A 23076-nucleotide genomic window follows, 5' to 3' on the forward strand; every position below is an offset into this window, starting at 1 on the left:
TTATTTCGGCCTTTATTGACCAGATAGGTTCGGCGGCATTAACTGAAGCACGGGCATTGTTGCGAGGGACAGGTGAGAATTCTTCTGGTCGAGGACGACGATATGATCGGCGGCGCGGTTCGCGACCATATTGCCGCGTCCCCGCATGCCATAGACTGGGTGAAAAACCTCGCCGATGCGCAAGAGGTTACCAGCGCCGTGCACTATGGCCTCATCCTGCTTGATTTGCAGCTTCCCGACGGCATCGGCATCGACTTCCTCAAGAAACTGCGCCGCAAACCGGACGAGACGCCGGTCATCATTCTGACTGCGCGCGACCAGATTTCCGACCGTATCGAGGGCCTGAACAGCGGTGCCGACGATTATCTCGTCAAGCCTTTCAATCTCGGCGAGCTTACAGCCCGCATCATGGCGGTGGCCCGCCGTTACAGCGGCAGTCCGCAGCCCACCGTTCGTTTAGCCGATCTCGAAATCGACCTGCCGCAACGGCGCATTACGCTCTCCGGCAAGGATGTCGTGCTGACCGGCCGGGAATGGGCGGTCCTCGATCTGCTGGTTGCGCGACCGGGCGCCATCGTCTCGAAGGACCAGATAGAAGAAGCGCTTTATGCTTTCGGTTCGGAAATCGAAAGCAACACGGTGGAGGTCTATGTCAGCCGCCTGCGCAAGAAGATCGGCAAGGACCGCATCCGCACGGCCCGCGGCGTCGGCTATTGCCTGGGTGAAAGATGACGCAGCGCAAAAGTCTCAACCGCACCAGCATCACCCGCCGCCTGATCGCGGCGCTGACCGGCACGGTCGTCCTCTTTTGGCTGATCGCCGTCGGCATCGGCGTCTATGTGGTCAACAAGGAGCTCGCCGAGACCTTCGATGGCGCATTGCAGGAAACCGCCCAACGCCTGATGCCTCTGGTGGTCGACGATCTTGCCGATCGCGATCCCTCCGCCGATCCGCAAACCCTCGAAAATATGGAGAGGGGACTGAACCGGGAATACCTGACCTACCAGGTGCTCGACGCGACGGGCAAGCTCATCCTGCATTCCCATGATGCACCGAAGATACCCTACGACGTGCCATTGAAGATCGGTTTCCACAACACGCCGAAATACCGAATCTACACAGAATCCTCTTTGAACGGCACACTCTTCCTGCATGTCGCCGACGCCTTCAAGAATCGCCGGGAAGCCTCGCGGGAGAGCGGCGTCGCCCTGCTCTGGCCGCTGCTTGCCCTCATCCCCGGCAGCGTCGTCGCCATCTGGTTCATCGTCGGCCGCTCGCTTCGGCCGATCGACCGGTTGCGGTTGGAAATCGCCACCAAGGATGGCGGCAACATGGCCCCGTTGGAGAGCGACCCGTTGCCCCGCGAGCTGCAGCCGATAGGCCGTTCCGTCAATCTGCTCCTCGGCCGCCTGCGCTCGGCTCTCGAGGCCGAACGTGAATTCACCGCCAACAGCGCCCACGAACTGCGCACGCCGATCGCCGGCGCGCTCGCGCAGACGCAGCGGCTGATCGCCGAACTGCCGAAAGGGCCTCTCGCCGAACGCGCCGGACGAATCGAGACCTCGCTCTCCAATCTCGGCCGCCTGGCGGAAAAGCTGCTGCAGCTCTCCCGCGCCCAGGCCGGCATTGGCACTGGCGACAAGCCCGCCGATCTGATCGCCATCATCGAAACAGTCATCGGCGACTACGACCGGGATACGGGTACGGCGGGCCGCATTCTCCTGGAGAACGAGGCCGACGGGAAGCTGATCCGCAACGTCGATATCGACGCCTTCGCCATCGCCATCCGTAACCTCATCGAAAACGCCTTGATTCATGGTCCGACCGATGACGAGGTGACCGTCAGGATCGGCCAGGCAGGAACGATCCATATCCTGAATGGCGGCAATGTGCTGTCGCAAGAAGAACTGGCCGATCTGAAAAAACGTTTCTGGCGCGGCAATACGAAAGCTTCCGGCTCCGGCCTCGGCCTTGCCATCGCCGAGCGCATCGTCGAGCAGATCGGCGGCCGCCTCGATCTTTTCTCCCCCGCTACCGATAAGGTGGACGGTTTCGAGGCCAGGATCATCCCACCCGAAGCCTGATCACGCCGAGACCGGAGCACCGCGCGGAATGGCCTTGCAAAGACCGGCAAAGGGTGCGAGCAAGCGCAAGACGTTCCCTGCAGGCCAATATTCATGATCGTTTCTTTCGATATCGGGGGCTCCGCCATCAAAGGCGGCATCGCCCATTCCATGATGGACATCACGCCGCTCGCCCGCCGCCCGACGCCGAAGTACGACTTCGGCGAATTCGTCCAAGCTTTGCGCGCTGTCATCGCCGAGGCCGGCGAGACGCCGGATTGCATTTCCTTTTCCATTGCCGGCGTTGTGGACCCCGATACGCAGGCACTCACCTGTGCCAACATTCCCTGCATCAACGGCCGGCGCCTTGCCGCCGAACTGGAAGCGGAACTCGGCTATCCCGTGCTGATCGCCAACGATGCCGATTGCTTCGCCATGGCGGAAGCAATGTCCGGCGCGGGACGCGGCCATCGCATCGTCTTCGGCGCCATTCTCGGCACCGGCGTCGGCGGCGGCCTGGTGGCGGATGGCCGCCTCGTCAATGCCGCCGGCGGCTTTGCTGGCGAGTGGGGGCACGGTCCGATCATCGCTTCCTTTGCCGGCAGTCCGCCGGCGGTCATCCCCGCCTATCCCTGTGGCTGCGGCCAGAAGGGATGTGTCGACACCATTGGCGGCGCTCGTGGCGTCGAGCGGTTGCACAGGACCCTGCATGGGTTGGAATTTTCCAGCGAAGAGATCATCGGCCAATGGCTTGAGGGCGATGCCAAGGCCGAGCGGACGATCGATGTCTTGGTCGATCTCGTCGCCTCGCCCCTGGCGCTGACCGTCAACATCACCGGCGCAACCATCGTTCCGGTCGGCGGCGGCCTTTCCAATGTCGAACCCCTGCTGGCGCGGCTGGACACGGCGGTGCGCGCCCGCATTCTCCGCAAGTTCGACCGCCCGCTCGTCGTGCCGAGCGAATGCAAGGTCGAGCCCGGCCTGATCGGCGCGGCCTTGCTTGGACTGAAATTTGCCGAAGAGCGCAGCCATGTTGCTTGAGGTCTGCGTCGAGGATATTGCCGGGCTCAATGCCGCCATCGCCGGTGGCGCCGATCGCATCGAGCTTTGCAGCGCGCTGGCCGTCGGCGGTCTCACGCCGAGCGCCGGGCTGATGGCGGCTGCGGCGCGTGCGCCCATTCCCGCCTATGCCATGATCCGCCCGCGCGCCGGCAGCTTCGTCTATTCGGCCGATGAACAAGACATCATGAAGAGCGACATAGACGCCGCCCGCCACGCCGGTCTGCCGGGTGTCGTGCTCGGCGCCTCCCTGCCGGACGGCCGCCTCGACAGCGATACGCTCCGCGCGCTCGCCGATCATGTGGGAAGCCTCGGCAAGACATTGCATCGCGCCTTCGATCTCGTTCCCGATATCGAGGAGGCAGTGGAGCTCGCCATTTCCCTCGGCTTCGAGCGCATTCTGACCTCGGGCCGCGCGAAAACGGCCGCGGAAGGGCCCCCCGCTTTGGAACAGGCGATCGCCGTTGCCGCCGGCCGCATCTCCATCATGCCCGGTTCGGGCGTCAATATTGGAACTGTCGACAAGCTCTGGCCGCGCCTTGCGATCACCGAAATCCACGCTTCCTGCGCCGTTGCTGCCCCGGAAACGGATGAACACCTGCTCGCCTTCGGATTTTCCACACCTATGGTGCGCCGCACCGACGCAGCGACCGTTCTGGCGCTCAAGGCACATTTCGCCTGAAGGCTGCGATTTGACAAAAAACGGTAGAGTGATCAATCGTTCATAAACGCATATTCTGTAGCTATGGATCGGCTGCGGAATGCCAACCCATTGCAGTTAAGCAGGTTTCCTCTGGAGTAGCTGTAGATCTAAACCATGTCGGTGGCGCCACCTCGCAAGAAAAGCAGAGCTGTCTTCTGGATTGCGACGATCGTCATCGGCTCGATCATTTTGGCGACCGCGTTGCTTGCTAACGATATGCGCAATCTAAGGGCGCTCGATGCTCGTTATCATCTCGATCTGTTCAGCGGGTCGGCCCAGCCAGCCTCACCTCCGGTCGTAACAGCCGCCGCCCCACAAACCGCCGCCGCCAATCCGAAACCAGCCGAAACCCCTGGCACAAAGAGTGCGACAGCCAATCCCGGGGTCACGACAACCGCGCCAGCACAGAAGCAGGCCACGCGCGTCAAAAAAGCGGCAACGCCAAAACCAGCCCGGCGCTCCCACTTATTCGACCCGCCCGTCGATGCCCTGCGCGGCGCCTTCGTGCGAAGCTGGCGAATAAAGGGCGAGACGCTTTGCGCCGACCTTTCGAAATCGGGCCTGTCCGTTGGCGAATGGAGGCAGAGCGCGCTTGACGCTGGAACCTTCGAATGCAGCTACGAGATTCAGAAAGGCGGCAACGGTGACCGCAATGCTGCGTCGTTCTTCATCATCGTCCGTGGTGCGTCGACCGGAGAGCTCGACAATATCCGTATCAAGGTGATCATGCCCGACAATGCGGATGGCAGGGCGATCGGCGAGACATTTATCGACGCCGTCGTCCTGCTGCTGACCGAAACCCGCTGGCTCGATTTCCAGCCGGCGCTCGAAGCGATCGGCAAGCTGCAGGACGTGACGCTGGAAGCTTTCGGCACAAAGCTCAGCTTCTTCCGGGAATTCCGGAACGACAGAAGCTTCAATCTTCAGCTAAGCCTCCAGAGGAAAACGCCGGAACAGATCCGCACCGCCATCGTCTTCGACAAGGCGCGATGGACGCTGCGGTCGCCGCCACCCGTCACATATCAAACCGCTCGCGAAAATTTTACATGGCGTTCGCGATGAAGGGTCGCTGTTCTCACCGCGCAACGATGGTGGTCAAATATCGCCAATCTTGATGGCCGGTGAATCTGCGCCGTCAGGCCGCAATGGCCGACGGACGCGGATGGACGAGGTGGTCGCGCAGGACCGAGCCGGAGCGGTCGACCTCCTGCAGCAGCACGTCATAGCTCCAAAGATCGGCAAGGTGCTGCAGCACGCGTTTGGCATCAATATCCTCCAGCAGGCCGCCGTTCAGCACCGTATGCTTGAGCATGAGCCGCCGGTCGCCGGCAAGATCGACATCGACAATCTCGATATGCGGATCGATCCAGCCGACATCATATTGCCGCGCCAGTTCGCGCCGGATGCGCTTGTAACCGCGTTCGTCATGGATAGCCGCCACCAGCAATCCCTCCTCCTCTTCCGGATCGTCCGTGAGGTGGAACATGCGCATCTTGCGCATCAGATGCGGGCTGAGGAACTGCGATACGAAGCTCTCGTCGCGGTAATTCGCCCAGAGGTCGCGCAGTACTCCCATAGTGTCCCCACACCCGGCGATATCGGGGAACCATTGCCGGTCCTCGTCCTTCGGCTTGGTCACGATCCGCTCGATGTCCTGCATCATCGCAAAACCGATCGCATAGGGATTGAAACCGGAAAAGCGCGGATCGTTGAAGGAAGGCTGGAAGACGACATTGGTATGCGATTTCAGGAATTCGAGGAAATCGCCGTCGCCGATGCCGCCGAGTTCGTGCAGCCGAGTCATGATGCGGTAATGCACGTAGGTCGCCGTGCCCTCATTCATGACCTTGGTCTGGCTTTGCGGATAGAAATATTGCGCCACATGCCGGACGATGCGCAGGATCTCCCGCTGCCACGGCTTCATCCGCGGCGCCATCTTCTCCAGGAAATAGAGGATATTTTCCTGCGGCAGGCCGGTGAGCGAACGCCGGTGCTCCAAATCGAGGTCAGGCGCCTTCTTGCCCTTTACGACCGGAACCGTCCGCCAGAGATCGTTGAAGATCCGTTCGTCATATTCGCGCCGCTCGCGCTCGCGCCTTTCCTCATCGCGAAGATCGAGCGTCTTCTTGCCGGCATAACGGTGGACACCATGCGACATCAGCGCATGCGCGGCATCCAGCGTCCGCTCCACGGCGGCATGGCCATAGCGCTCCTCGCAGCGGGCAATATAGCCCTTGGCGAAGTTGAGGTAATCGAGAATACCCTCCGCATCCGTCCAGAGCTTGAAGAGGTAATTGTTCTTGAAGAAATGATTGTGCCCGAAGGCGGCGTGGGCGACCACCAGCGCCTGCATCGTCGCCGTATTTTCCTCCATCAGATAGGAGATGCAAGGCGAACTGTTGATGACGATCTCATAGGCAAGCCCGCGCAGACCCTTGCGATAAAAAGCCTCGTGATGAGCAAAATGCTTGCCGAAGGACCAATGCTTGTAGAACAGCGGCATGCCGATCGAGGAATAGACGTCGAGCATCTGTTCGGCGGTGATGATCTCGATCTGGTTGGGATAAACGTCGAGGCCGAGCTCGTCGAGGGCGATGCGCTCGCAGGCATTGTGGATCCGCTGGATGGTGGCGAAGTCCCAGTCCGCACCGTCAAAAAGCCGCTCCATCGATGCCTTTGCCATTATCCGCTCCTGGTTTCCGCCGCCCGGCGCTGAAAGAGATCATGGAAGACGGGGTAGATCTGGCTGCGATCGCTAACGCGGCGCATCGACAGCACGGGCCACCCCACCTGAATGCGCTCATAGAGCGACCAAAGCGCCGAGCCGGAAGAGATCGCGACGCTGCGCGCCTCCCCCACCTCCAGATAGGCGAAATACTGGCTAACCGGCAGGATGGCACTGGTGAGAAGCGCCGCCGCCGTCGCATTGTCCGAATAGGCGTTGTCGCCATCCGATGCCTGCGCCGCGTAGATGTTCCAGTCCGATGGCGGGAAACGATCGTGAACGATCCGCCGCATGGCTTCGAGAGCGCTCGACACCTGCGTGCCGCCGGTCGCCGGACTGCGGAAGAAGGTCTCCTCATCCACCTCTTCGGCCACGTCCGTATGGCGGATGAAGACGATCTCGACGCGGCGATACTGCCGCGTCAGGAAGATGTAGAGCAGCATGTAGAAGCGCTTGGCCAGATCCTTCATGTGCTCCGACATCGAGCCGGAAACATCCATCAGGCAGAACATGACGGCCTGTGCCACCGGCTTCGGCTCGTTCTCGAAACGGCGGTAGCGGATATCGATTGGGTCGATATAGGGAATACGCCGGACTTTCGATTCCAGCACCTTGATCTCAGCCTCGAGCGCGGCGCGGCGTTCCTCATCCTTGCATTCGGCCGCCTCCGCGATGAGTTCGGCGACGGTCTCGGGCTTCGGACGGTGCAGCGCCACGCGCCGCATCATCGCCAGCCGCATGGTGCGGTTGATGGCAAGATTGGCCGGCGATCCCGTTACCGAATAGCCCGATCGTACCGGATTGGGCTGATCGGTGGTCGTCAGCCGCTTCTTGGCAAGATCGGGAAGTTCAAGATCGTCGAGGAAAAGATCGAGGAACTCCTCGCGGGTCAGGATGAAGCGGAAGGCGTCTTCGCCACTGCCCTCGCCGCCGGCCCGCCCCCTTCCGCCACCGCTCTCTGGCCGCGGAAGGATATCGCCTTCAAGGAAGTCCTTGTTGCCGGGAAGGATATGCTCATGCAGGCCCTCTGGGCCGCGATGGAACCGGGGCTCCTCGGTTCCATCAAGGGGAATGCTGATCTCACCGCCCTTCAGAATATCCTGAATGTCGCGATTTTGAGAGGATTCATAGACCGCTCTCTGCACCAGCGCTTTTGCTCTTCGCAAAAACCGTTGACGATTTTCTAGACTTTTGCCGCCTGGATTCAGGCGCCGGTCAACAATGTGCATTCCTTCTTCCTTGGTGGCTCATCCTGCCTGTTTCACACGCATGTACCATTCCACAAGCCGCCGAACCTGACGCTCGGTATAGCCCCGCGCCATCATGCGTTCGACGAATTCGCCATGTTTCTTTTCCGTCTCGCCATCCTTCTTGGATCCGAACGAGATCACCGGCAGGAGGTCCTCGACCTGGGAGAACATCCGCTTTTCGATGACTTCGCGAATCTTCTCGTAACTCGTCCAGGACGGATTCTTTCCGCCGTGGCTTGCCCGCGCCCGCAAGCAGAACTTGACGATCTCGTTGCGGAAGTCCTTCGGATTGGCGATACCCGCCGGCTTTTCGATCTTGGTCAGTTCCTGGTTGAGAAGCTCTCGGTCCAAAAGCTGGCCGGTATCCGGATCCTTGAAATCCACATCCTCGATCCAGGCATCGGCGTAATCGACATAACGGTCAAAGAGATTCTGGCCGTAATCCGCATAAGATTCCAGATAGGCCTTTTGAATCTCATGTCCAATAAATTCCGCGTAGCGCGGCCCGAGCTCGCTCTTGATGAATTCGATGTAGAGCTTTTCGGTTTCGAGCGGCAGTTGCTCGCGACGGATCGCCTGCTCCAGCATATACATCAGATGCACCGGATCGGCACCGATCTCGGTCGTATCGTAGTTGAAGGTCGCCGCCAGCACCTTGAAGGCGAAGCGGGTCGAAGCCCCGTCCATGCCCTCGTCGACACCGGCCGCATCGCGATACTCCTGCACGCTGCGCGCCCTCGGATCTGTCTCCTTCAGGCTTTCGCCGTCATAGACCCGAAGCTTGGAGAAGGCCGTCGAGTTCTCGTGCTTGGCAAGCCTCGTCAGAACCGTGAAGCGAGCAAGCGTTTCCAGCGTCGACGGCGCACAGGGCGCGTCGCTAAGCTCGGATTCCTCGATCAGCTTCTCGTAGATCTTCTGTTCTTCGGTGACCCGCAAGCAATAAGGCACCTTCACGACGCAGATACGGTCGATGAACGCCTCATTGTTCTTGTTGGCCTTGAAGGTCTGCCATTCCGACTCGTTCGAGTGGGCGAGAATGATGCCCGAGAAGGGAATGGCGCCGATATTCTCGGTGCCGATGTAATTGCCTTCCTGCGTCGCCGTCAGCAGCGGATGCAACATCTTGATCGGCGCCTTGAACATCTCAACGAATTCGAGAATGCCCTGGTTGGCGCGATTGAGCGCACCGGAATAGCTGTAGGCGTCGGGATCGTTCTGCGCCAGGCTCTCGAGCTTGCGGATATCGACCTTGCCGACCAGCGAGGAGATGTCCTGGTTGTTTTCATCACCCGGTTCGGTCTTGGCGACGGCGATTTGTCGCAGCCTTGACGGCTGTATCCTGACCACGCGGAACCGCGAAATGTCGCCCTCGAACTCTTCCAGCCGCTTCAGGCACCACGGGCTCATCAGCCCGGTCAGGCGCCGGCGCGGAATGCCGTAGCGCTCCTCGACCATCGGCCCCATGGTCACGGGATCGAAGACGCTGAGCGGGCTTTCGAACACTGGACTGAGCTCGTTGCCGGCTTTCAGCACATAGATGGGGTGGACCTCCATCAGCGACTTCAGCCGCTCGGCGAGCGAGGATTTACCGCCGCCGACAGGCCCGAGCAGATAGAGGATCTGCTTGCGCTCCTCCAACCCCTGCGCCGCATGGCGGAAGAAGGCGACGATACGTTCGATCGTCTCTTCCATACCGAAGAAGCCGGAGAAAGCCGGATAGGTTCGGATGGTTCGGTTCATGAAGATACGCCCGAGGCGGGTATCCTTGGCCGTATCGATCAGCAGTGGTTCACCCATCGCGGCCAGCAGGCGCTCCGACGCATTCGCGTACATGAGCGGATCATCCCGGCTCGCTTCCAGGTATTCGGAGAATGACATCTCGACTTCGCGCCGTGCTTCGAAAGAACGGGCGAACGTGTTGAATAGCACATCGTTGTTTAACATGGCGCCTCGATAGCTTGCTATTGCAATAAACGCCGGACTTAACGGGATCACTTCCCGCTAGTATCTAAGGTGCGGTAATAGTCGCTTCGAATCAATAGGTGACCCTTCAATAATTCGTACGCTTGATTGCATTAGCCATCAATATCTTGAAAGGTTCTTTCACCGGAATTAATAATGAATACCTCTAAAGTTGCGAAGTTTGTCCGATTCTCCACCATTAGACGCGCTTGACAGCCCCTGCAAAAGCGCGAGCCAGGCTCGCCCTTTCTGATGGCCTGAAGCCGCGATATTCCGCTTGAAACAAAGGGAAAATTCAGGGTCGGAAAAGTGCGAGGAATCTAAGCTCCCCCACCGGCCACTTGCAGGACGTGGATAACACCAGGGATTGCCGTGCTGCATATCGGCCACGCCGCTTTGCTGATAGCCGATACGGCTGCCGCAGATCCGATGATATTGTGAAGATAAGAATGGTGCCCAGGACCGGAATCGAACCAGTGACACGCGGATTTTCAATCCGCTGCTCTACCAACTGAGCTACCTGGGCATCCTTGCTTCGCGCTGATCGGAAGGTCTTGGAAGACCCTGGGCGGTTGGTTCGCCCCGGAAGCGAGCGGGGTTATAGCATCTTGTTCGCCCATGTCCAGCCGCAAATGACTCTTTTTTGACAGGAAATGGATTTTTGGCAATTCGCGAATAAAATGAAAGGCTTCGTGGAAATGGCGAAGCACCTATTCCTCGTCGGACGCCTTGGTCTCGTCCTCGGCAACGGGAATGGCATAGGCGCCGTTCAACCACCGCGACAGATCGAGTGAGCGGCAGCGATCAGAGCAGAAGGGATAATGCTCGCGCACCGAAGGTCGCCCGCATTCCGCGCAAGCCCGTGTCTTGCGCAGCGGCTCGATCTTTGCCCCCACCTTGATCTTGTCGTCGTCCGCCATGACGATCATCCTTCCTGCCATTCCGCGTAGACGTCGAATCCTTCGCCCGCGAGAAGCAGCATGGTTTCATAAAGTGGCAATCCAACGACATTCGTGTAGGAGCCGATCAGCTTCTGCACGAAGGAGCCGGCGAGCCCCTGTATGCCATAGGCACCCGCCTTGCCGCGCCATTGGCCGGAGGCGAGATACATATCGATATCCTTGCCGGACAGCCGCTTGAAGCGGACTTTGGTCTCGACCACCTTCTGGCGCAGCTTGCGGTCCGGCGTGATCAGGCAGATGCCGGTATAGACGACATGGCTGCGGCCGGAGAGCAGATGCAGCGCAGAAGACGCCTCTTCGACGAATTCCGCTTTCGGCAGGATTCGCCGGCCGACGGCGACGACCGTATCGGCGGCGAGGATATAGCTTCCCTGCCAGGCGACGTCGCCCTTTACCGCCGCAAACGCCGCCTCGCTTTTTTCCGTCGAAAGCCGGCGCGCCAGCGAGCGCGGGTGCTCCGACTTCTTCGGAGCCTCGTCGATATCCATGGGCATCAGGCGCGCCGCTTCAATTCCCGCCTGATGCAGGAGGTCGACGCGGCGCGGCGATCCGGAGGCCAGTATCAGCTTGTGTTTCAGCGCCATAAAACCTCGACCGTGACAGGCGGCATTTCGGAGGGCCGGCTCGGATGCGAGCTGCGGACTACTTGAAACGATAGGTGATGCGGCCCTTGGTCAGGTCGTAGGGTGTCATTTCCACGAGCACCTTGTCGCCGGCGAGAACCCGGATGCGGTTCTTGCGCATGCGGCCGGCGGTGTGAGCGATGATCTCATGCTCATTTTCCAGCTTCACACGGAAGGTCGCGTTCGGCAGCAATTCGGTGACGACACCGGGAAATTCAAGGACTTCTTCTTTCGGCATTAAAGCTTCTTTTCCTGTGGGGTTGATGCCGGCTTCCATGACAAAAAGTAAGGCCGCCGGAATTTTGCGCGGAAACTACACAATCGTCGCGGTTTTGTGAACCTCGTTGATAAGGCTTTCTGCATTTGTTTAACGAGACACTCTAAAGAGAGCCGCGATGCTCGACCAGCCGGCTTTCGATCAGGCCGAGCAGATAGTCTCTCACCTCGCGATACGCATTGAGAATCTGCTCGCGCGTGCCGCCGGCGACCGAGGGATCGATGGTCGGCCAATAGATGACATCGATGGCATTGGCGCGCGTCAGTTCGAGAGCCGCATGATGTGCTTCGGGAGACAGCGTGATGATGACGTCGAAGAAATCATCCTCCAGCTCCTCCAGCGTCTGCGGCTGCCGGCGCCCGAGCGAGAGACCGATCTCGCCGAGGACGACATCCACGAACGGGTTGCGTTCGCCTGCGCGCACGCCCGCCGAGGCGACATAGGTGCCCTGCGGCAGCATTCCGCGCGCGATCGCCTCGGCCATCGGCGAGCGGATGGTGTTGAGCCCGCACATGAACAGAATGGCACCGGGCGGCTTCCCATTATGTTCGATAGCCTTCGGCTGTTCCATTGCCGTCACCCGCGCCAGTAGAGCACGCAGACGAGTGTGAAAAGCCGCCGGGCCGTATCGAAATCCACGATGATCTTACCCTTCAGCCGGTCCATCAGCGTCCGCGAGCCTTCATTGTGAATGCCGCGGCGGCCCATGTCGATCGCCTCGATGCGGCTGGGGGTGGCGGAACGGATAGCCTCGTAATAGCTTTCGCAGATCATGAAGTAGTCCTTCACGATCCTGCGGAACGGCGTCAGCGACAGAATGTGAGTGGCGACGACGCCCCCCTCTTCCGTGCGGATATCGAAGACGAGCTTCTGGTCGACCAGAGACAGGCTCAGCCGATAAGGCCCGCCGCCATGGCCGACGGGCTCGAAACTGTTTTCCTCGATCAGATCGAAAATGGCGACGGCGCGCTCGTGCTCGACATCGGGCGTCGAACGGCCGATCGTGTCGTCCAGGATCACGTCGCTCAGCCGGAAGACGCCTTCAGCCATGCCTTATCCTTCGAGATTGAGGCGGATCGCAACGGATCGCGCATGGGCATCGAGCCCTTCGGAATTGGCGAGCGCGATCGCCGCAGGCCCAAGCGTGCGCAACTGCTCGGGACCGAGCCTCAGGATCGAGGTGCGCTTGACGAAATCAAGCACCGAAAGCCCGGACGAGAAGCGCGCGGAGCGGGCCGTCGGCAGCACGTGGTTGGAGCCGCCGACATAATCGCCGATCACTTCCGGCGTATGACGCCCGACGAAGATCGCGCCGGCATTGCGAATGCCGGCCAGCAGCGCATCCGGATCGTCGACGGCAAGCTCGACATGTTCGGCGGCGATACGGTTGGCGAGCGGAACGGCCTGCTTCAGATCGGAAACCAGGATGATGGCGCCGAAATCCCGCCAGCTCGCGGTCGCCGTCTGCGACCGGCCGAGCTGCTTGAGCTGCCGCGCGACGGCGCCTTCGACGGCCTTGCCGAGCGCGGCGTCATCGGTGATCAGGATCGACTGCGCGCCCTCGTCATGCTCGGCCTGCGCCAGGAGATCGGCGGCGAGCCAATCCGGATCATTGTGCTTGTCGGCGATGACGAGCACTTCCGAAGGGCCGGCGATCATGTCGATGCCGACGGTGCCGAAAACCTGCCGCTTGGCGGCGGCAACATAGGCATTGCCCGGGCCGGTGATCTTAGCGACGGGGGCGATCGTTTCCGTGCCGTAGGCAAGTGCCGCAATCGCCTGCGCCCCGCCGACGCGGTAAATCTCCTCGACGCCGGCCATGCGGGCCGCCGCGAGAACAGCCGGATTGACCGCGCCCTTCATGGTTGGCACGGCGATGACGACGCGATCGACGCCGGCGACCTTGGCCGGCACGGCATTCATCAACACCGAACTCGGATAGCTCGCCGTGCCGCCGGGCACATAGAGGCCGACGGCTTCGATCGCCGTCCAGCGCGAGCCGAGACCGACGCCGAGAGCGTCTTCATAAATATCATCCTTGGGCAATTGCCGGCGATGATGCGATTCGATGCGGGTGGCGGCGACTTTGAGCGCGCCCAGCACTTCGGCGGGGACGGCGGCAACCGCCGCATCGATCTCCGCTTCGCTGACACGCATCGGCGTGACGGCGAAATCGATACCCTCGAATTTCCTGGAATAATCGGCGAGAGCCGCATCTCCGCGCGCCCGTACATCATCGATGATGGCGCGTACGACGGCGTTCACATCCTCGGATACTTCCCGCTTGGTCGTCAGAAAAGCGGCGAACTGCTGTTCGAATCCTTCCGATGCCTGATCCAGCCAGATAGCCAACGCTGATAATCCTCTTCCTTCGGGGCCGCCGCACGCGGCGAAAACTCGTACGCCTACTTGGCCTCGTCCGGATGACTGGGCTTATTAGCCGTTTCCCACGCGCCGCCGATATCTGCAAGCTGAACTTCGATACATTCGACATCGAGCGCGATCGTCGCCTTGCCGGCGAGCGTCAGCTCGATCGTGCCATCCGGCCCTTCGCCCTTTTGATCGAAGCGGATGGCGAGCAGCGACAGCACCTCGTCGCGCTGGCGCCGGTCGACGCCGTTGGAGCGCACCGCCAGCACCCGCTTGAACACCAGCGCCGAGCGATGACGCTCGAACGGCTTGCCCTTCTGATCCGACACTTCCCAGACGAAACGGTTGGCGGCAACGGAAAACTGCCCGAGCCGCGGCGCATAGGACATGTCGGAAACCTTGAAGACGCTGTCCTGCATATGCGCGGAGATCACGCCCAAATCTTCGTTGTCGAGCGCCATTAGCTTGAGATTGGTCATTCGCCTGATATCCCCGATCGCCACGGAAATGCCGATGCCGGCATTTCTCAAGTGATGGAAATAGGATGCGGGCGGGCAAGACGCAACCGGAGAAACAGGCTTCTCCTGTCTCTTTCTATGGGCCGCCGGAATTAGTCGCTGATGCGCTCGACAATGGCACCGCAGCGCGTCAGCTTGTCTTCCAGCCGCTCGAAGCCGCGATCGAGATGATAGATGCGCGAGACCAGCGTTTCGCCCTCGGCGGCAAGGCCGGCGATGACGAGGGAGACGGAGGCGCGCAGGTCCGTCGCCATGACCGGCGCGCCCTTCAGACGCTCGACGCCTTCGATCTTGGCGGTCTGGCCGGAGAGCGAGATCTTCGCGCCGAGGCGCGCGAGCTCCTGCACATGCATGAAGCGGTTTTCGAAGATCGTCTCGGTGATGTGCGAGGTGCCCGTCGAGCGCGTCATCAGCGCCATGAACTGCGCCTGCAGGTCGGTCGGGAAACCCGGGAAGGGATCGGTGACGATATCGACCGGCTTGATGCCGCCGCCATTGCGCTGAACGCGGATGCCGCTTTCGGTCGCCGAGATAACGGCGCCGGCGCGGCGCAGGCTTTCCAGCGCGGTGTCGAGCAGCGCCATGTCGGTGTTTTCCAGGCGGACATCGCCGCCGGCCATGGCGACGGCCATGGCATAGGTGCCGGTCTCGATACGATCCGGCAGGACGCGATGGCGCGCGCCGGAGAGCGAGGTGACGCCTTCGATGGTGATCGTGCTGGTGCCGGCACCGGAAATCTTGGCGCCCATGGCGATGAGGCAATTGGCAAGATCGGCGACTTCCGGCTCGCGGGCCGCATTGCCGATGACCGTCGTGCCGCGGGCAAGCGTCGCCGCCATCATCATCACATGCGTGGCGCCGACCGAAACCTTCGGGAAGACATAGCGCGCGCCGATCAGGCCGCCCTTCGGCGCGGTGGCGTTGATGTAACCGCCGTCGATTTCCATGGTGGCGCCGAGCGCCGTCAGGCCGTCGATGAAGAGATCGACCGGACGCGTGCCGATGGCGCAGCCGCCCGGCAGCGACACGCGCGCCTGGCCTTCGCGGGCAAGCAGCGGCCCGATGACCCAGAAGCTGGCGCGCATCTTGGCGACCAGCTCATAGGGAGCGGTCGTGTCGGCGATGGTGCGGCAGGTGAAATGGATGGTGCGGGAATAGCCGTCTTCCTGGCGCTCGCGTCGGCCGTTGACGGCGACATCGACGCCGTGATTGCCGAGGATGCGCATCAGCAGCTCGACATCGGCCAGATGCGGCACGTTTTCGAGCGTCAGCGTATCGCTTGTCAGCAGCGAGGCGATCATCAGAGGCAGAGCCGCATTCTTGGCGCCGGAGATCGGAATGATACCGTTGAGCTCGTTGCCGCCGACAATCCTGATACGATCCATATATGACTACGGGCGAGGCCCGCCTTTCCTGAAGTTCCGTGCGCCAAATTCCACGCGTTTGGGGAGAGAGCGCTGTTTAGACGAAATAGTTTAAGGCTTCAATTCGTTTGATGCTGTTTGATGATGACCAACATCAAATCATTACGATTCGTCCATTTTTGCGGCGGCATCCTTTGCATCGGACGAATTTGCGGCGGGAAGCCCATCCGTCTCGTCCGCCTGGCCGGCGCGGCGCGCCCGGACCTGCTGTTTGCGGCGGGCAAGATTTTCACGCAGCTTCTGCGCCGCCCGCTCACGCCGCCGCTCCGCCTCGAGGTTAAGCTTCGCGCCTGCGCCTTCCTTCCCCCCGCCGGCCGTCAAACCGCCTTGCGAGAGCTGCTCATCACCGCTTTTCGTCTTATCCGCACCCATGACCTTCCCATAGCCGAAATCCCCCGGCTTCAAAAGACCGACATAATTTTTCCAGCGATCTTTCACCGAACTTGAAATTTGCGGCTTGCACTTACCTCTCACCTATGGCAATAGCCGCCTCGCCCAATACGGCGCACACAACGCGCCACGGTTTGCTGCTATAGCTCAGGGGTAGAGCACTCCCTTGGTAAGGGAGAGGCCGAGAGTTCAAATCTCTCTAGCAGCACCAGTTTTTTCTAGGAAGATGCTCACTCTATTTGGGGACGTGGCTGACCAGATTACTGGTGATCTACATAATTGGAGTCAAGCCCTCCAGGAAGTAAGCGGTCGCACCCTCTCTTAAATTCTTAGGTTGACGCTGGAGATGAACTACGAAAAAGTTTTGGTAATCTCTAAAAACTGGACCAATGACCGTTTGTACTTTTACAAGTACATGACGGCGACCACCGCAAAGATCGTACTCAGGAACCGGACGCTGCGTTGGTCTGCTCCTGCGCTTTTTAATGATCCCTTTGACATTCAGTTCAACATGCAGATTACGGCAGACCTCGCGTCCGTAAAACCGTTGGCTTTAGAACGTCTATGGGATGTCTACCAAGGCCGATTGGAGCCTGATCCCCAAAACCCGGTTGGCAGGCTCTTTAAATTGCTTCGCGATCCTCGCGTGAAATTGAGCAAGGATGAACTGTTTCGTGAGTTCGGTCCCGCCTTTGAGGAGGGTTTTGAGAGAATGCTAAAGGCGTTACCAACGGTGAACGCCAAAGCCGCGAAGCTTCTAGAGGACCTAAAAATCCTTTGCCTGACGGTCAGACCAGACAATAGCCTGATGTGGGCGCACTACGCGGACTCTCATAAGGGCGTGATACTCAGGTTCAGATCAATACCCGCGTTTGACAGTCCATATGGTGCGGCACGGCCTATTGAATATGTCGATCAGGTACCGCCCTTGGTTAGCGAAATCCAACTTGCAGATATTTTCGCAGGCGTGGGAACGCTAGATCGAGCTGGGATACTTGATCGCGCGGTCTACACGAAGTCAACCGAATGGGCTTACGAGGAGGAGTGGCGCTTAAACAGCGGCGGGGGAAGACGTCCGGGAGAACTTTTTGAGGATGTTCCGTTCGGCCGCAATGAACTTGATGGTCTAATATTTGGTCTTCGTACGTCCGCAGACGATAGGGCAGAACTTACCGCCCTATCGTCCAACTACCCCAATGTGGAATTGCTGGTTGCGAGCAGGTCTGAAAATGCGTTTGGGTTGGTCATTCGCGCACCAGAGGACCTTGGGTAGCCCCAACCCGAAATGAACAGGTTTCGAACTCACTGTTGGATTGCAAGCCCCCCTCAAACCTTCTCCCTCTTCTTAACCCTCCCCTTCTCCACCGGCGCATCCGGCGTCGGCGCCAGCAGTTTCCGGAGCGAGGCAATCTTGTCCTTCACCAGCGGGCGGAAGCGGGTGGCGCGGTAGGGCATGTCGGCGGCGCCGTAGCCTTCGGGGCCGTCGTCGTTGCCGCGATGGATCTCTTCGAGCTTCACGCCGATGAAGGTGCCGTCGACATAATGGGTGTATTCGCCGACCCAGCGGATCGTGTAGATCGTTCCCTTGCGGATCAACTGGTCGATGCTGACATGCTTGAACGTGTCATTGATGCAGACGACCTTCTGGCCCACATGGAAATCGTAGCTCACTCTGCTCTCCTTGGATCGACAGGGACCACCGTGCCCTATCGCCGGGACGCCAGCATAGCCGCATATCAGCGTGAGAGTAAACGTGGCGAATGCCGCAACCCGGATCTGCGGCGCCGCAAACAGCGATGGAGCGAACGTCGACAAGCCTCGGTGAAGGCCGAAGATTGCGCCGTTCATTGCCTAATGGCTACCGGCGCGCGGACCGATTCGTTGGTGTGACATCCGCCCTACTCCGCGATAGGGCAGCAACCTTCAAGCTTCCAACCAGCTATTGCGACTTTTGAGGATCGTCCGCCGGATTGATATATTTGATCCCCCAGGGGCCATTGGTAGTGATCTGGAGGACAGTCTCCTCGTTGAAGTAAACGAAATGCGCCGTGCCGGGCGGCAACGCGAAGAAACTGCCCGCAGGCAGTGGCTTGGTGGCGCTCCGATCGGCGGTCTTGCCCATTCCAAAATTGATCGTCCCCGATATTATCGTGACAACCTCATCGCCAGGATGCGTGTGCGGTGGGATCGCATAGCCGGCTGGCACTTTGAGCCGCAGGGCAAATAAGCCTTTCTTCATGGGATCGCCGAACAAGACCGCCGCTTGTGCTCCGGCAGGAAGCACTTTGGGGGCTGGGCCCCACTTGACTTCATTGGGAACCACCAGTGTGTGTGCCTGCTCTGCCCAGGCAAAGGAAGCGATTCCGCAAAATCCGATCCAGCCGATTGCAAGTATCGACGCGATTTTCATGACAACCTCCCTGTGTCGCCGGGCCTTCCGCCTCGGCTGCACGCTGGGGCAGGCTCGCGAACAGTTCAGAATAAATCCGCCTACCATTCCGAGCAAGGTTTCCCCGGGTCATCCAATCGGATTACGGGCCCTTTCGACTTGACAACTCCCCCACAATTTAAAGACTGCACCCACCCAAATCGGCACACTGGAACGTCATTTCCATGCTTATCTCCACCGCATCCCGAGCCCTTCGGAGGCAATGATCGCTCATGCCCACCCTCCGCCTCATCGCTGACGATCTGACCGGCGCGCTCGACACGGCTGTGGAATTCGTCGGCGTCTATGGGCCGATCGAGGTGCAGCGCGAAGATGCGCTTCCGGCAAGCCTGCCGGATTGCCTTGCGATCGACAGCGGCACGCGCGAGAAATCGGCGGCCGAAGCGGCGGCCATCGTCGGCGGCATCGCGCCGCTGCTGGAGGGCGCCGATCTTGCCTTCAAGAAGGTGGATAGCCTGTTTCGCGGCCCTTGGGCGGCGGAACTGGCGGCCTGCTTTCGGCTCGGCCACTGGCGGCATTGCATTCTGGCGCCGGCCTTTCCGCATCACGGGCGGCACACGCGCGGCGGGCGGCAGGTGCTGTTTGCCGGGAAGGACGCCTGGCGCGATATCAGCGGCGATCTCGTCGCTCATTTGAGAGCGGAGGGGTTGCCGGCCTTCAACACGGCGCTCAGTCACCACCAGGTCGATGCCGGAGACCCCATTCCGGACGGCATCCATGTTTTCGACGCCCATTCGGATGACGACCTCGACGCCGTCATCGCATGGGTATCATCTGAGCTACAGGGACCGGTCCTTTGGAGCGGCACCGGTGGGCTGGCGCGCGCCCTGGCGCGCAATATCGATTTGGCAACGCATCACCGCCCTCCTCCCGAAAAGGACGCGAGCGAAGAGCGGCCCGCGCCCACTGTCCCCGTTTCGCGCAGGCTGCAAAGACCGGTGCTCGGCCTGTTCGGCTCCGATCAGCCGATCACGCTGGCGCAACTCCAGGCCTGCGGCCCCAATTGGCTGAAGCTCGCGGAAGGCGCCAGCGCCGATGCGGTCGACAGACAAATCCAGCAAAGCGGCGTCGCCATGGTCAGTCTCGATCTGCCGACCGGGCTCGAACGCGACGATGCGGCAAGGCGGATTGAGGCCACTTTCGGCGGCATAGCCAACGCATTGCCGGCGCCGGCCGCATTGATTGTCGCCGGCGGCGAAACCTTGCGGAACCTTTGCGCGGCGCTCGACGTCACCGCCCTCAGCATCACCGGCCAGGCCGCACCCGGCCTGCCCCGCTCCACGATTGTCGGCGGCCCTTGGCAGGGAACCACGGTCATCTCCAAGTCCGGCGCATTCGGAGGCCCCACCCTATGGCGCGATCTCTTGAGTGAAAACGCGCTGATTGCCGGAGGAGAAGAACCATGAGGCGGCACCTGGCAATCACCATGGGCGACCCCGCCGGCATCGGCCCGGAAATTATCGTCAAGGCCGCAGCCCGGTTGAAAGGCAGGCTCGATGAAGGTAAGCTTAAACTTACAATAATGGGCAGCGGCCCGGCCCTGCGGCTCGCCGAACGGCAGCTCGGCCTCGATATAGAGATTCCGGAAGCCCGGATGGAAGACGACTGGCCGAACCTCTGCTTCATTCAGGCCGATATGGAGGGCGAACCGATTCTGCCGGGCCGGCTCTCTGCCGATGGCGGCCGCATGGCTTTCAAGGCGATCGAGAAGGGCGTTCAGCTCGCCATGACCGGCAAGGTCGGCGGCATCGTCACTGCACCGCTCAACAAGGAAGCGCTGAACAAGGCCGGCTTCCATTATGCCGGCCATACCGAGCTGCTCGCCGAACTCACCGGCGCCCGCGGCTCAGTGATGATGCTGGCCCATGGCAATATGCGCGTCAGCCACGTCACCACCCATGTCGCGCTGGAGGATGTGCCGAAGCGCGTGACGCCCGAGCGGCTGCGCCTTGTCATCGACCTGACCGACAAGGCACTCAAGCAGCTAGGCATCGCCAAGCCGAAAATTGCCGTGGCGGCGCTCAATCCACATGCCGGCGAAGGCGGCCTCTTCGGCCGGCAGGATATCGACATTTCCGCGCCGACGATCGCAAAGGCTGTCGAAGATGGGCTGGATATCGTCGGCCCGGTCCCCGGCGATACCGTCTTCGTCAAGCTGCGCGCCGGCCAATATGACGCCGTCGTCGCCATGTATCACGATCAGGGGCATATCCCCGTTAAGCTGCTGGGCTTCGAGATCGACCCGGCGACGGGGAAATGGATGGACCTCTCCGGCGTCAACATCACCCTCGGCTTGCCGATCGTCCGCACCTCCGTCGACCACGGCACGGCCTTCGACATCGCCGGCAAGGGGATCGCCAATGAGCGCAGCCTGATCGAAGCGATCGAGTTTGCGGAGCGGTTGGCAGCCAATCGATGAGATTGTCAGGCACGCTCTCCGATGCCGCAACGTCGTGCCTGTGCCCCTCACTCTAGCCCTATCCCCGCAAGCGGGGCGAGGGGATGACAATCAGCTAGCCTCTCGCTGGAAATTAAAGTCCCTCATAAAAATCTTTCCTCCCTTGTCGGCATTTCCCCTTTCCATCCGTCCTCTGGTCAACCCAACCCGAAAGAGGAGAAACGCCGTTGTCCAAGATTGCTCCATGCCTGTGGTTCGAGCGCGAGGCCGAGGAAGCCGCGACATTCTATGTCTCGCTATTTCCGGATTCACGCATCGATCACGTGCAGAAGAACCTAGTCGATACGCCGGCCGGCAAGGCCGACAGCGTGCTGGTCGTCGACTTTACGCTGGCGGGACAGCGCTTCATGGCGCTGAACGGTGGCATACGCTTCGAATATACCCATGCGATCTCGCTGGCGGTGGATTGCAAGGATCAGGCAGAGGTCGACTGGCTGTGGGACGGTCTTGCCGACGGCGGCGAAATCGAGCAATGCGGCTGGCTGAAGGACCGCTATGGCGTCTCCTGGCAGATCGTGCCGAGCGTGCTCAGTAAACTTCTGTCCGATCCCGATCCCGTCAAGGCCGCGCGCGTCATGCAGGCATTGATGCAAATGGTGAAGCTCGATATTGCCGGCCTGCAGAAGGCCTATGAGGGCTAGTCGGCAAAGTCTCCAACTTGGAGTTCCCGGTCGCCGCCCATGGCTGCGCCCGGGAGAAATCGGCTGCCGTCAGGCGTTCGATGGCGTGCAACTGGATGCAGTTCGGCACCGCTATGGCGCCATCGGCGAACAAACATTCATCCGTCGCAAAACGCTCCAACGCCAAGAATCGCGTTGGTCGCGCCAGGGCATGACTACTCGTATCGCCTTGTTTTTCTTAACCTTGACGTAAGTCCTGCCCTCCGGCGCGTCTTGCACCTGGCCATCCATTGGACTAGCGTTGCGCTACCGCCCTAAAATGGCGGGATTCTTGAAATATTTTCAAAAGATTATGCCGTCGTGTTTGGTGTAGGCGGATGTCCATGACCGGACTAATCGATCAACTTTTCGGCAGGAGAGCGGCGAAGTCCATGGAACCGCGATCCCGCATTGATCTGACAGCGGAAGGCTACACCGCCATCTATGCGCTGAGCGACATTCATGGCTGCTACGACGCGTTGATCGAAGCGGAAAGGCATATCGTTGCGGATGCCGTCACGATCCCCGGCCGGAAACTCCTAATGTTCCTCGGCGATTATGTCGATCGTGGTCCGCGATCGAACGACGTGCTGCAGCATCTGTGCGAGCCGCCACCTGTGGGCTTTGACCGCTATATCCTTTGCGGCAATCACGACGATGTCTTCCTGAAATTCCTGGACGATCCGCGCGCCAACAGCCATTGGCTCGAGTTCGGCGCCGTACAGACACTCGCCTCCTATGGCGTCGACGTGGAATATCTGCTGCTCGAAGAAGGCAGGAGCATCGAAGAACTCTGCGAAACCGTTCTTCAGGCCATGCCGCCGGCGCATGTCGAATTGCTGCGCTCCCTGCCGATCGCCATCATCATCGGTCCCCTCCTTTTCGTCCATGCCGGCATCCGGCCTGCCATACCGCTGGAACAGCAGACCGACGAAGACCTGATCTGGATCCGCGACCCCTTCCTCTCCGAAGGTCCGCAATTGCCGGTGCTGGTGGTGCATGGCCATACGCCGACCGCGCGGCCCGACTTTGGCAATCATCGCATTGGCATCGACACGGCCGCCGCCATGGGCGGAAGCCTGACGGTGCTCAAGATCGCGGCGGGCGAATGCTCGATCCTCACACAGACCTTCGAGCCACGCCGCTGAAAATAAAAAAGGGCCCCGGCACAAGCCGGGGCCCCT

At 60.5% G+C, this 23076-nt stretch carries 24 protein-coding genes and 2 tRNA genes; 11 read left to right on the forward strand and 15 right to left on the reverse strand.

Annotated elements, in window-relative coordinates:
• The first annotated feature begins 72 nt into the window (after window positions 1–72).
• The 5 genes from N2601_RS13965 to N2601_RS13985 all read left to right on the forward strand — a co-directional run bounded on the left by N2601_RS13965 (window position 73) and on the right by N2601_RS13985 (window position 4887).
• Entirely contained in the window at window positions 73–732 is a 660-nt protein-coding gene (locus tag N2601_RS13965; RefSeq protein ID WP_104824378.1) for a response regulator, read from the forward strand.
• The gene (locus N2601_RS13970) at window positions 729–2084 is read left to right on the forward strand and encodes an ATP-binding protein (RefSeq protein ID WP_104824379.1); all 1356 of its coding nucleotides are present in this window, start codon (window positions 729–731) and stop codon (window positions 2082–2084) included. The genes N2601_RS13965 and N2601_RS13970 overlap by 4 nt, the downstream gene beginning before the upstream one ends.
• 93 nt (window positions 2085–2177) lie before the next feature.
• Complete coding sequence (locus N2601_RS13975) at window positions 2178–3104, forward strand: ROK family protein (protein ID WP_104824380.1); 927 nt, start codon at window positions 2178–2180, stop codon at window positions 3102–3104.
• A complete protein-coding gene (locus N2601_RS13980; RefSeq protein ID WP_104824381.1) occupies window positions 3094–3804 on the forward strand; it encodes a copper homeostasis protein CutC in 711 nt (236 codons plus the stop codon). The genes N2601_RS13975 and N2601_RS13980 overlap by 11 nt, the downstream gene beginning before the upstream one ends.
• A gap of 135 nt (window positions 3805–3939) precedes the next feature.
• Window positions 3940–4887 carry a DUF6030 family protein gene (locus tag N2601_RS13985; RefSeq protein ID WP_104824382.1) on the forward strand — a complete coding sequence of 316 codons (948 nt, stop codon included), beginning with the start codon at window positions 3940–3942 and terminating at the stop codon, window positions 4885–4887.
• A 73-nt stretch (window positions 4888–4960) separates the two neighbouring features.
• Here N2601_RS13985 and N2601_RS13990 read toward each other — a convergent pair whose 3' ends face one another.
• The 13 genes from N2601_RS13990 to N2601_RS14050 form a co-directional block, all read right to left on the reverse strand.
• Window positions 4961–6508 (reverse strand): SpoVR family protein, encoded by a 1548-nt coding sequence (locus N2601_RS13990; protein ID WP_104824383.1) that lies wholly within the window; start codon window positions 6506–6508, stop codon window positions 4961–4963.
• A complete protein-coding gene (locus tag N2601_RS13995; protein ID WP_104824384.1) occupies window positions 6508–7779 on the reverse strand; it encodes a YeaH/YhbH family protein in 1272 nt (423 codons plus the stop codon). The genes N2601_RS13990 and N2601_RS13995 overlap by 1 nt, the downstream gene beginning before the upstream one ends.
• A gap of 18 nt (window positions 7780–7797) precedes the next feature.
• Complete coding sequence (locus tag N2601_RS14000; protein ID WP_104824385.1) at window positions 7798–9744, reverse strand: PrkA family serine protein kinase; 1947 nt, start codon at window positions 9742–9744, stop codon at window positions 7798–7800.
• 468 nt (window positions 9745–10212) lie between these two features.
• A tRNA-Phe gene (locus tag N2601_RS14005) sits at window positions 10213–10288 on the reverse strand.
• Window positions 10289–10472: 184 nt separating this feature from the next.
• Window positions 10473–10682: a DNA gyrase inhibitor YacG gene (gene yacG, locus N2601_RS14010; protein ID WP_104825218.1), complete on the reverse strand. Its 210-nt coding sequence runs from the start codon at window positions 10680–10682 to the stop codon at window positions 10473–10475.
• Between the two features lie 5 nt (window positions 10683–10687).
• Window positions 10688–11308: a Maf-like protein gene (locus tag N2601_RS14015; protein WP_104824387.1), complete on the reverse strand. Its 621-nt coding sequence runs from the start codon at window positions 11306–11308 to the stop codon at window positions 10688–10690.
• A gap of 58 nt (window positions 11309–11366) precedes the next feature.
• Window positions 11367–11585, reverse strand: a complete 219-nt coding sequence (gene infA, locus N2601_RS14020; protein WP_004117876.1) for a translation initiation factor IF-1 — start codon at window positions 11583–11585, stop codon at window positions 11367–11369.
• 142 nt (window positions 11586–11727) lie between these two features.
• On the reverse strand, window positions 11728–12195 hold the full coding sequence (locus tag N2601_RS14025; protein ID WP_104824388.1) for an arsenate-mycothiol transferase ArsC: 468 nt from the start codon (window positions 12193–12195) through the stop codon (window positions 11728–11730).
• Between the two features lie 5 nt (window positions 12196–12200).
• Entirely contained in the window at window positions 12201–12674 is a 474-nt protein-coding gene (locus N2601_RS14030) for a UPF0262 family protein (RefSeq protein ID WP_104824389.1), read from the reverse strand.
• A gap of 3 nt (window positions 12675–12677) precedes the next feature.
• A complete protein-coding gene (hisD, locus tag N2601_RS14035) occupies window positions 12678–13976 on the reverse strand; it encodes a histidinol dehydrogenase (RefSeq protein ID WP_104824390.1) in 1299 nt (432 codons plus the stop codon).
• Window positions 13977–14029: 53 nt separating this feature from the next.
• Entirely contained in the window at window positions 14030–14473 is a 444-nt protein-coding gene (locus N2601_RS14040; RefSeq protein ID WP_104824391.1) for a DUF2948 family protein, read from the reverse strand.
• 131 nt (window positions 14474–14604) lie between these two features.
• On the reverse strand, window positions 14605–15897 hold the full coding sequence (murA, locus tag N2601_RS14045; protein WP_104824392.1) for a UDP-N-acetylglucosamine 1-carboxyvinyltransferase: 1293 nt from the start codon (window positions 15895–15897) through the stop codon (window positions 14605–14607).
• A gap of 141 nt (window positions 15898–16038) precedes the next feature.
• On the reverse strand, window positions 16039–16308 hold the full coding sequence (locus N2601_RS14050) for a hypothetical protein (RefSeq protein ID WP_245463896.1): 270 nt from the start codon (window positions 16306–16308) through the stop codon (window positions 16039–16041).
• Between the two features lie 154 nt (window positions 16309–16462).
• Between N2601_RS14050 and N2601_RS14055 the strand changes: the two genes are divergently transcribed.
• Both N2601_RS14055 and N2601_RS14060 read left to right on the forward strand, forming a co-directional pair.
• Window positions 16463–16537, forward strand: a tRNA-Thr gene (locus N2601_RS14055).
• A gap of 135 nt (window positions 16538–16672) precedes the next feature.
• Entirely contained in the window at window positions 16673–17599 is a 927-nt protein-coding gene (locus tag N2601_RS14060) for a DUF2971 domain-containing protein (protein WP_158704494.1), read from the forward strand.
• Window positions 17600–17652: 53 nt separating this feature from the next.
• On the opposite strand, the gene N2601_RS14065 is transcribed toward N2601_RS14060, so the two are convergent.
• Window positions 17653–17997, reverse strand: a complete 345-nt coding sequence (locus N2601_RS14065; protein WP_104824394.1) for a CAP-Gly domain protein — start codon at window positions 17995–17997, stop codon at window positions 17653–17655.
• 268 nt (window positions 17998–18265) lie between these two features.
• A complete protein-coding gene (locus N2601_RS14070; protein ID WP_104824395.1) occupies window positions 18266–18736 on the reverse strand; it encodes a cupin domain-containing protein in 471 nt (156 codons plus the stop codon).
• Window positions 18737–18987: 251 nt separating this feature from the next.
• Here N2601_RS14070 and N2601_RS14075 point away from each other — a divergent pair, with 251 nt between their 5' ends.
• From N2601_RS14075 to N2601_RS14090, 4 genes are all read left to right on the forward strand, one after another.
• On the forward strand, window positions 18988–20181 hold the full coding sequence (locus N2601_RS14075; protein WP_104824396.1) for a four-carbon acid sugar kinase family protein: 1194 nt from the start codon (window positions 18988–18990) through the stop codon (window positions 20179–20181).
• The gene (pdxA, locus tag N2601_RS14080; RefSeq protein ID WP_104824397.1) at window positions 20178–21194 is read left to right on the forward strand and encodes a 4-hydroxythreonine-4-phosphate dehydrogenase PdxA; all 1017 of its coding nucleotides are present in this window, start codon (window positions 20178–20180) and stop codon (window positions 21192–21194) included. Before N2601_RS14075 ends, pdxA begins: the two co-directional genes overlap by 4 nt.
• Before the next feature lie 206 nt (window positions 21195–21400).
• Window positions 21401–21874 carry a VOC family protein gene (locus N2601_RS14085; RefSeq protein ID WP_104824398.1) on the forward strand — a complete coding sequence of 158 codons (474 nt, stop codon included), beginning with the start codon at window positions 21401–21403 and terminating at the stop codon, window positions 21872–21874.
• A gap of 410 nt (window positions 21875–22284) precedes the next feature.
• Window positions 22285–23040 carry a metallophosphoesterase family protein gene (locus N2601_RS14090; RefSeq protein ID WP_260303155.1) on the forward strand — a complete coding sequence of 252 codons (756 nt, stop codon included), beginning with the start codon at window positions 22285–22287 and terminating at the stop codon, window positions 23038–23040.
• Window positions 23041–23076: the final 36 nt, after the last annotated feature.

It is taken from the genome of Rhizobium sp. CB3060, from assembly GCF_025200735.1.
GTDB lineage: Bacteria > Pseudomonadota > Alphaproteobacteria > Rhizobiales > Rhizobiaceae > Rhizobium.

What these genes read in the sequence shown, in the direction of transcription:
- N2601_RS13995 (WP_104824384.1), bottom strand. Translation starts at nt 7,779, where the DNA reads ATGCACATTGTTGACCGGCGCCTGAATCCAGGCGGCAAAAGTCTAGAA.
- yacG (WP_104825218.1), bottom strand. Translation starts at nt 10,682, where the DNA reads ATGGCGGACGACGACAAGATCAAGGTGGGGGCAAAGATCGAGCCGCTG.
- N2601_RS14025 (WP_104824388.1), bottom strand. Translation starts at nt 12,195, where the DNA reads ATGGAACAGCCGAAGGCTATCGAACATAATGGGAAGCCGCCCGGTGCC.
- N2601_RS14050 (WP_245463896.1), bottom strand. Translation starts at nt 16,308, where the DNA reads ATGGGTGCGGATAAGACGAAAAGCGGTGATGAGCAGCTCTCGCAAGGC.
- N2601_RS13990 (WP_104824383.1), bottom strand. Translation starts at nt 6,508, where the DNA reads ATGGCAAAGGCATCGATGGAGCGGCTTTTTGACGGTGCGGACTGGGAC.
- murA (WP_104824392.1), bottom strand. Translation starts at nt 15,897, where the DNA reads ATGGATCGTATCAGGATTGTCGGCGGCAACGAGCTCAACGGTATCATT.
- N2601_RS14060 (WP_158704494.1), top strand. Translation starts at nt 16,673, where the DNA reads ATGAACTACGAAAAAGTTTTGGTAATCTCTAAAAACTGGACCAATGAC.
- pdxA (WP_104824397.1), top strand. Translation starts at nt 20,178, where the DNA reads ATGAGGCGGCACCTGGCAATCACCATGGGCGACCCCGCCGGCATCGGC.
- N2601_RS14030 (WP_104824389.1), bottom strand. Translation starts at nt 12,674, where the DNA reads ATGGCTGAAGGCGTCTTCCGGCTGAGCGACGTGATCCTGGACGACACG.
- N2601_RS13975 (WP_104824380.1), top strand. Translation starts at nt 2,178, where the DNA reads ATGATCGTTTCTTTCGATATCGGGGGCTCCGCCATCAAAGGCGGCATC.
- N2601_RS13970 (WP_104824379.1), top strand. Translation starts at nt 729, where the DNA reads ATGACGCAGCGCAAAAGTCTCAACCGCACCAGCATCACCCGCCGCCTG.
- infA (WP_004117876.1), bottom strand. Translation starts at nt 11,585, where the DNA reads ATGCCGAAAGAAGAAGTCCTTGAATTTCCCGGTGTCGTCACCGAATTG.
- N2601_RS14075 (WP_104824396.1), top strand. Translation starts at nt 18,988, where the DNA reads ATGCCCACCCTCCGCCTCATCGCTGACGATCTGACCGGCGCGCTCGAC.
- N2601_RS13985 (WP_104824382.1), top strand. Translation starts at nt 3,940, where the DNA reads ATGTCGGTGGCGCCACCTCGCAAGAAAAGCAGAGCTGTCTTCTGGATT.
- N2601_RS14015 (WP_104824387.1), bottom strand. Translation starts at nt 11,308, where the DNA reads ATGGCGCTGAAACACAAGCTGATACTGGCCTCCGGATCGCCGCGCCGC.
- N2601_RS14040 (WP_104824391.1), bottom strand. Translation starts at nt 14,473, where the DNA reads ATGACCAATCTCAAGCTAATGGCGCTCGACAACGAAGATTTGGGCGTG.
- N2601_RS13980 (WP_104824381.1), top strand. Translation starts at nt 3,094, where the DNA reads ATGTTGCTTGAGGTCTGCGTCGAGGATATTGCCGGGCTCAATGCCGCC.
- N2601_RS14000 (WP_104824385.1), bottom strand. Translation starts at nt 9,744, where the DNA reads ATGTTAAACAACGATGTGCTATTCAACACGTTCGCCCGTTCTTTCGAA.
- N2601_RS14070 (WP_104824395.1), bottom strand. Translation starts at nt 18,736, where the DNA reads ATGAAAATCGCGTCGATACTTGCAATCGGCTGGATCGGATTTTGCGGA.
- N2601_RS14090 (WP_260303155.1), top strand. Translation starts at nt 22,285, where the DNA reads ATGGAACCGCGATCCCGCATTGATCTGACAGCGGAAGGCTACACCGCC.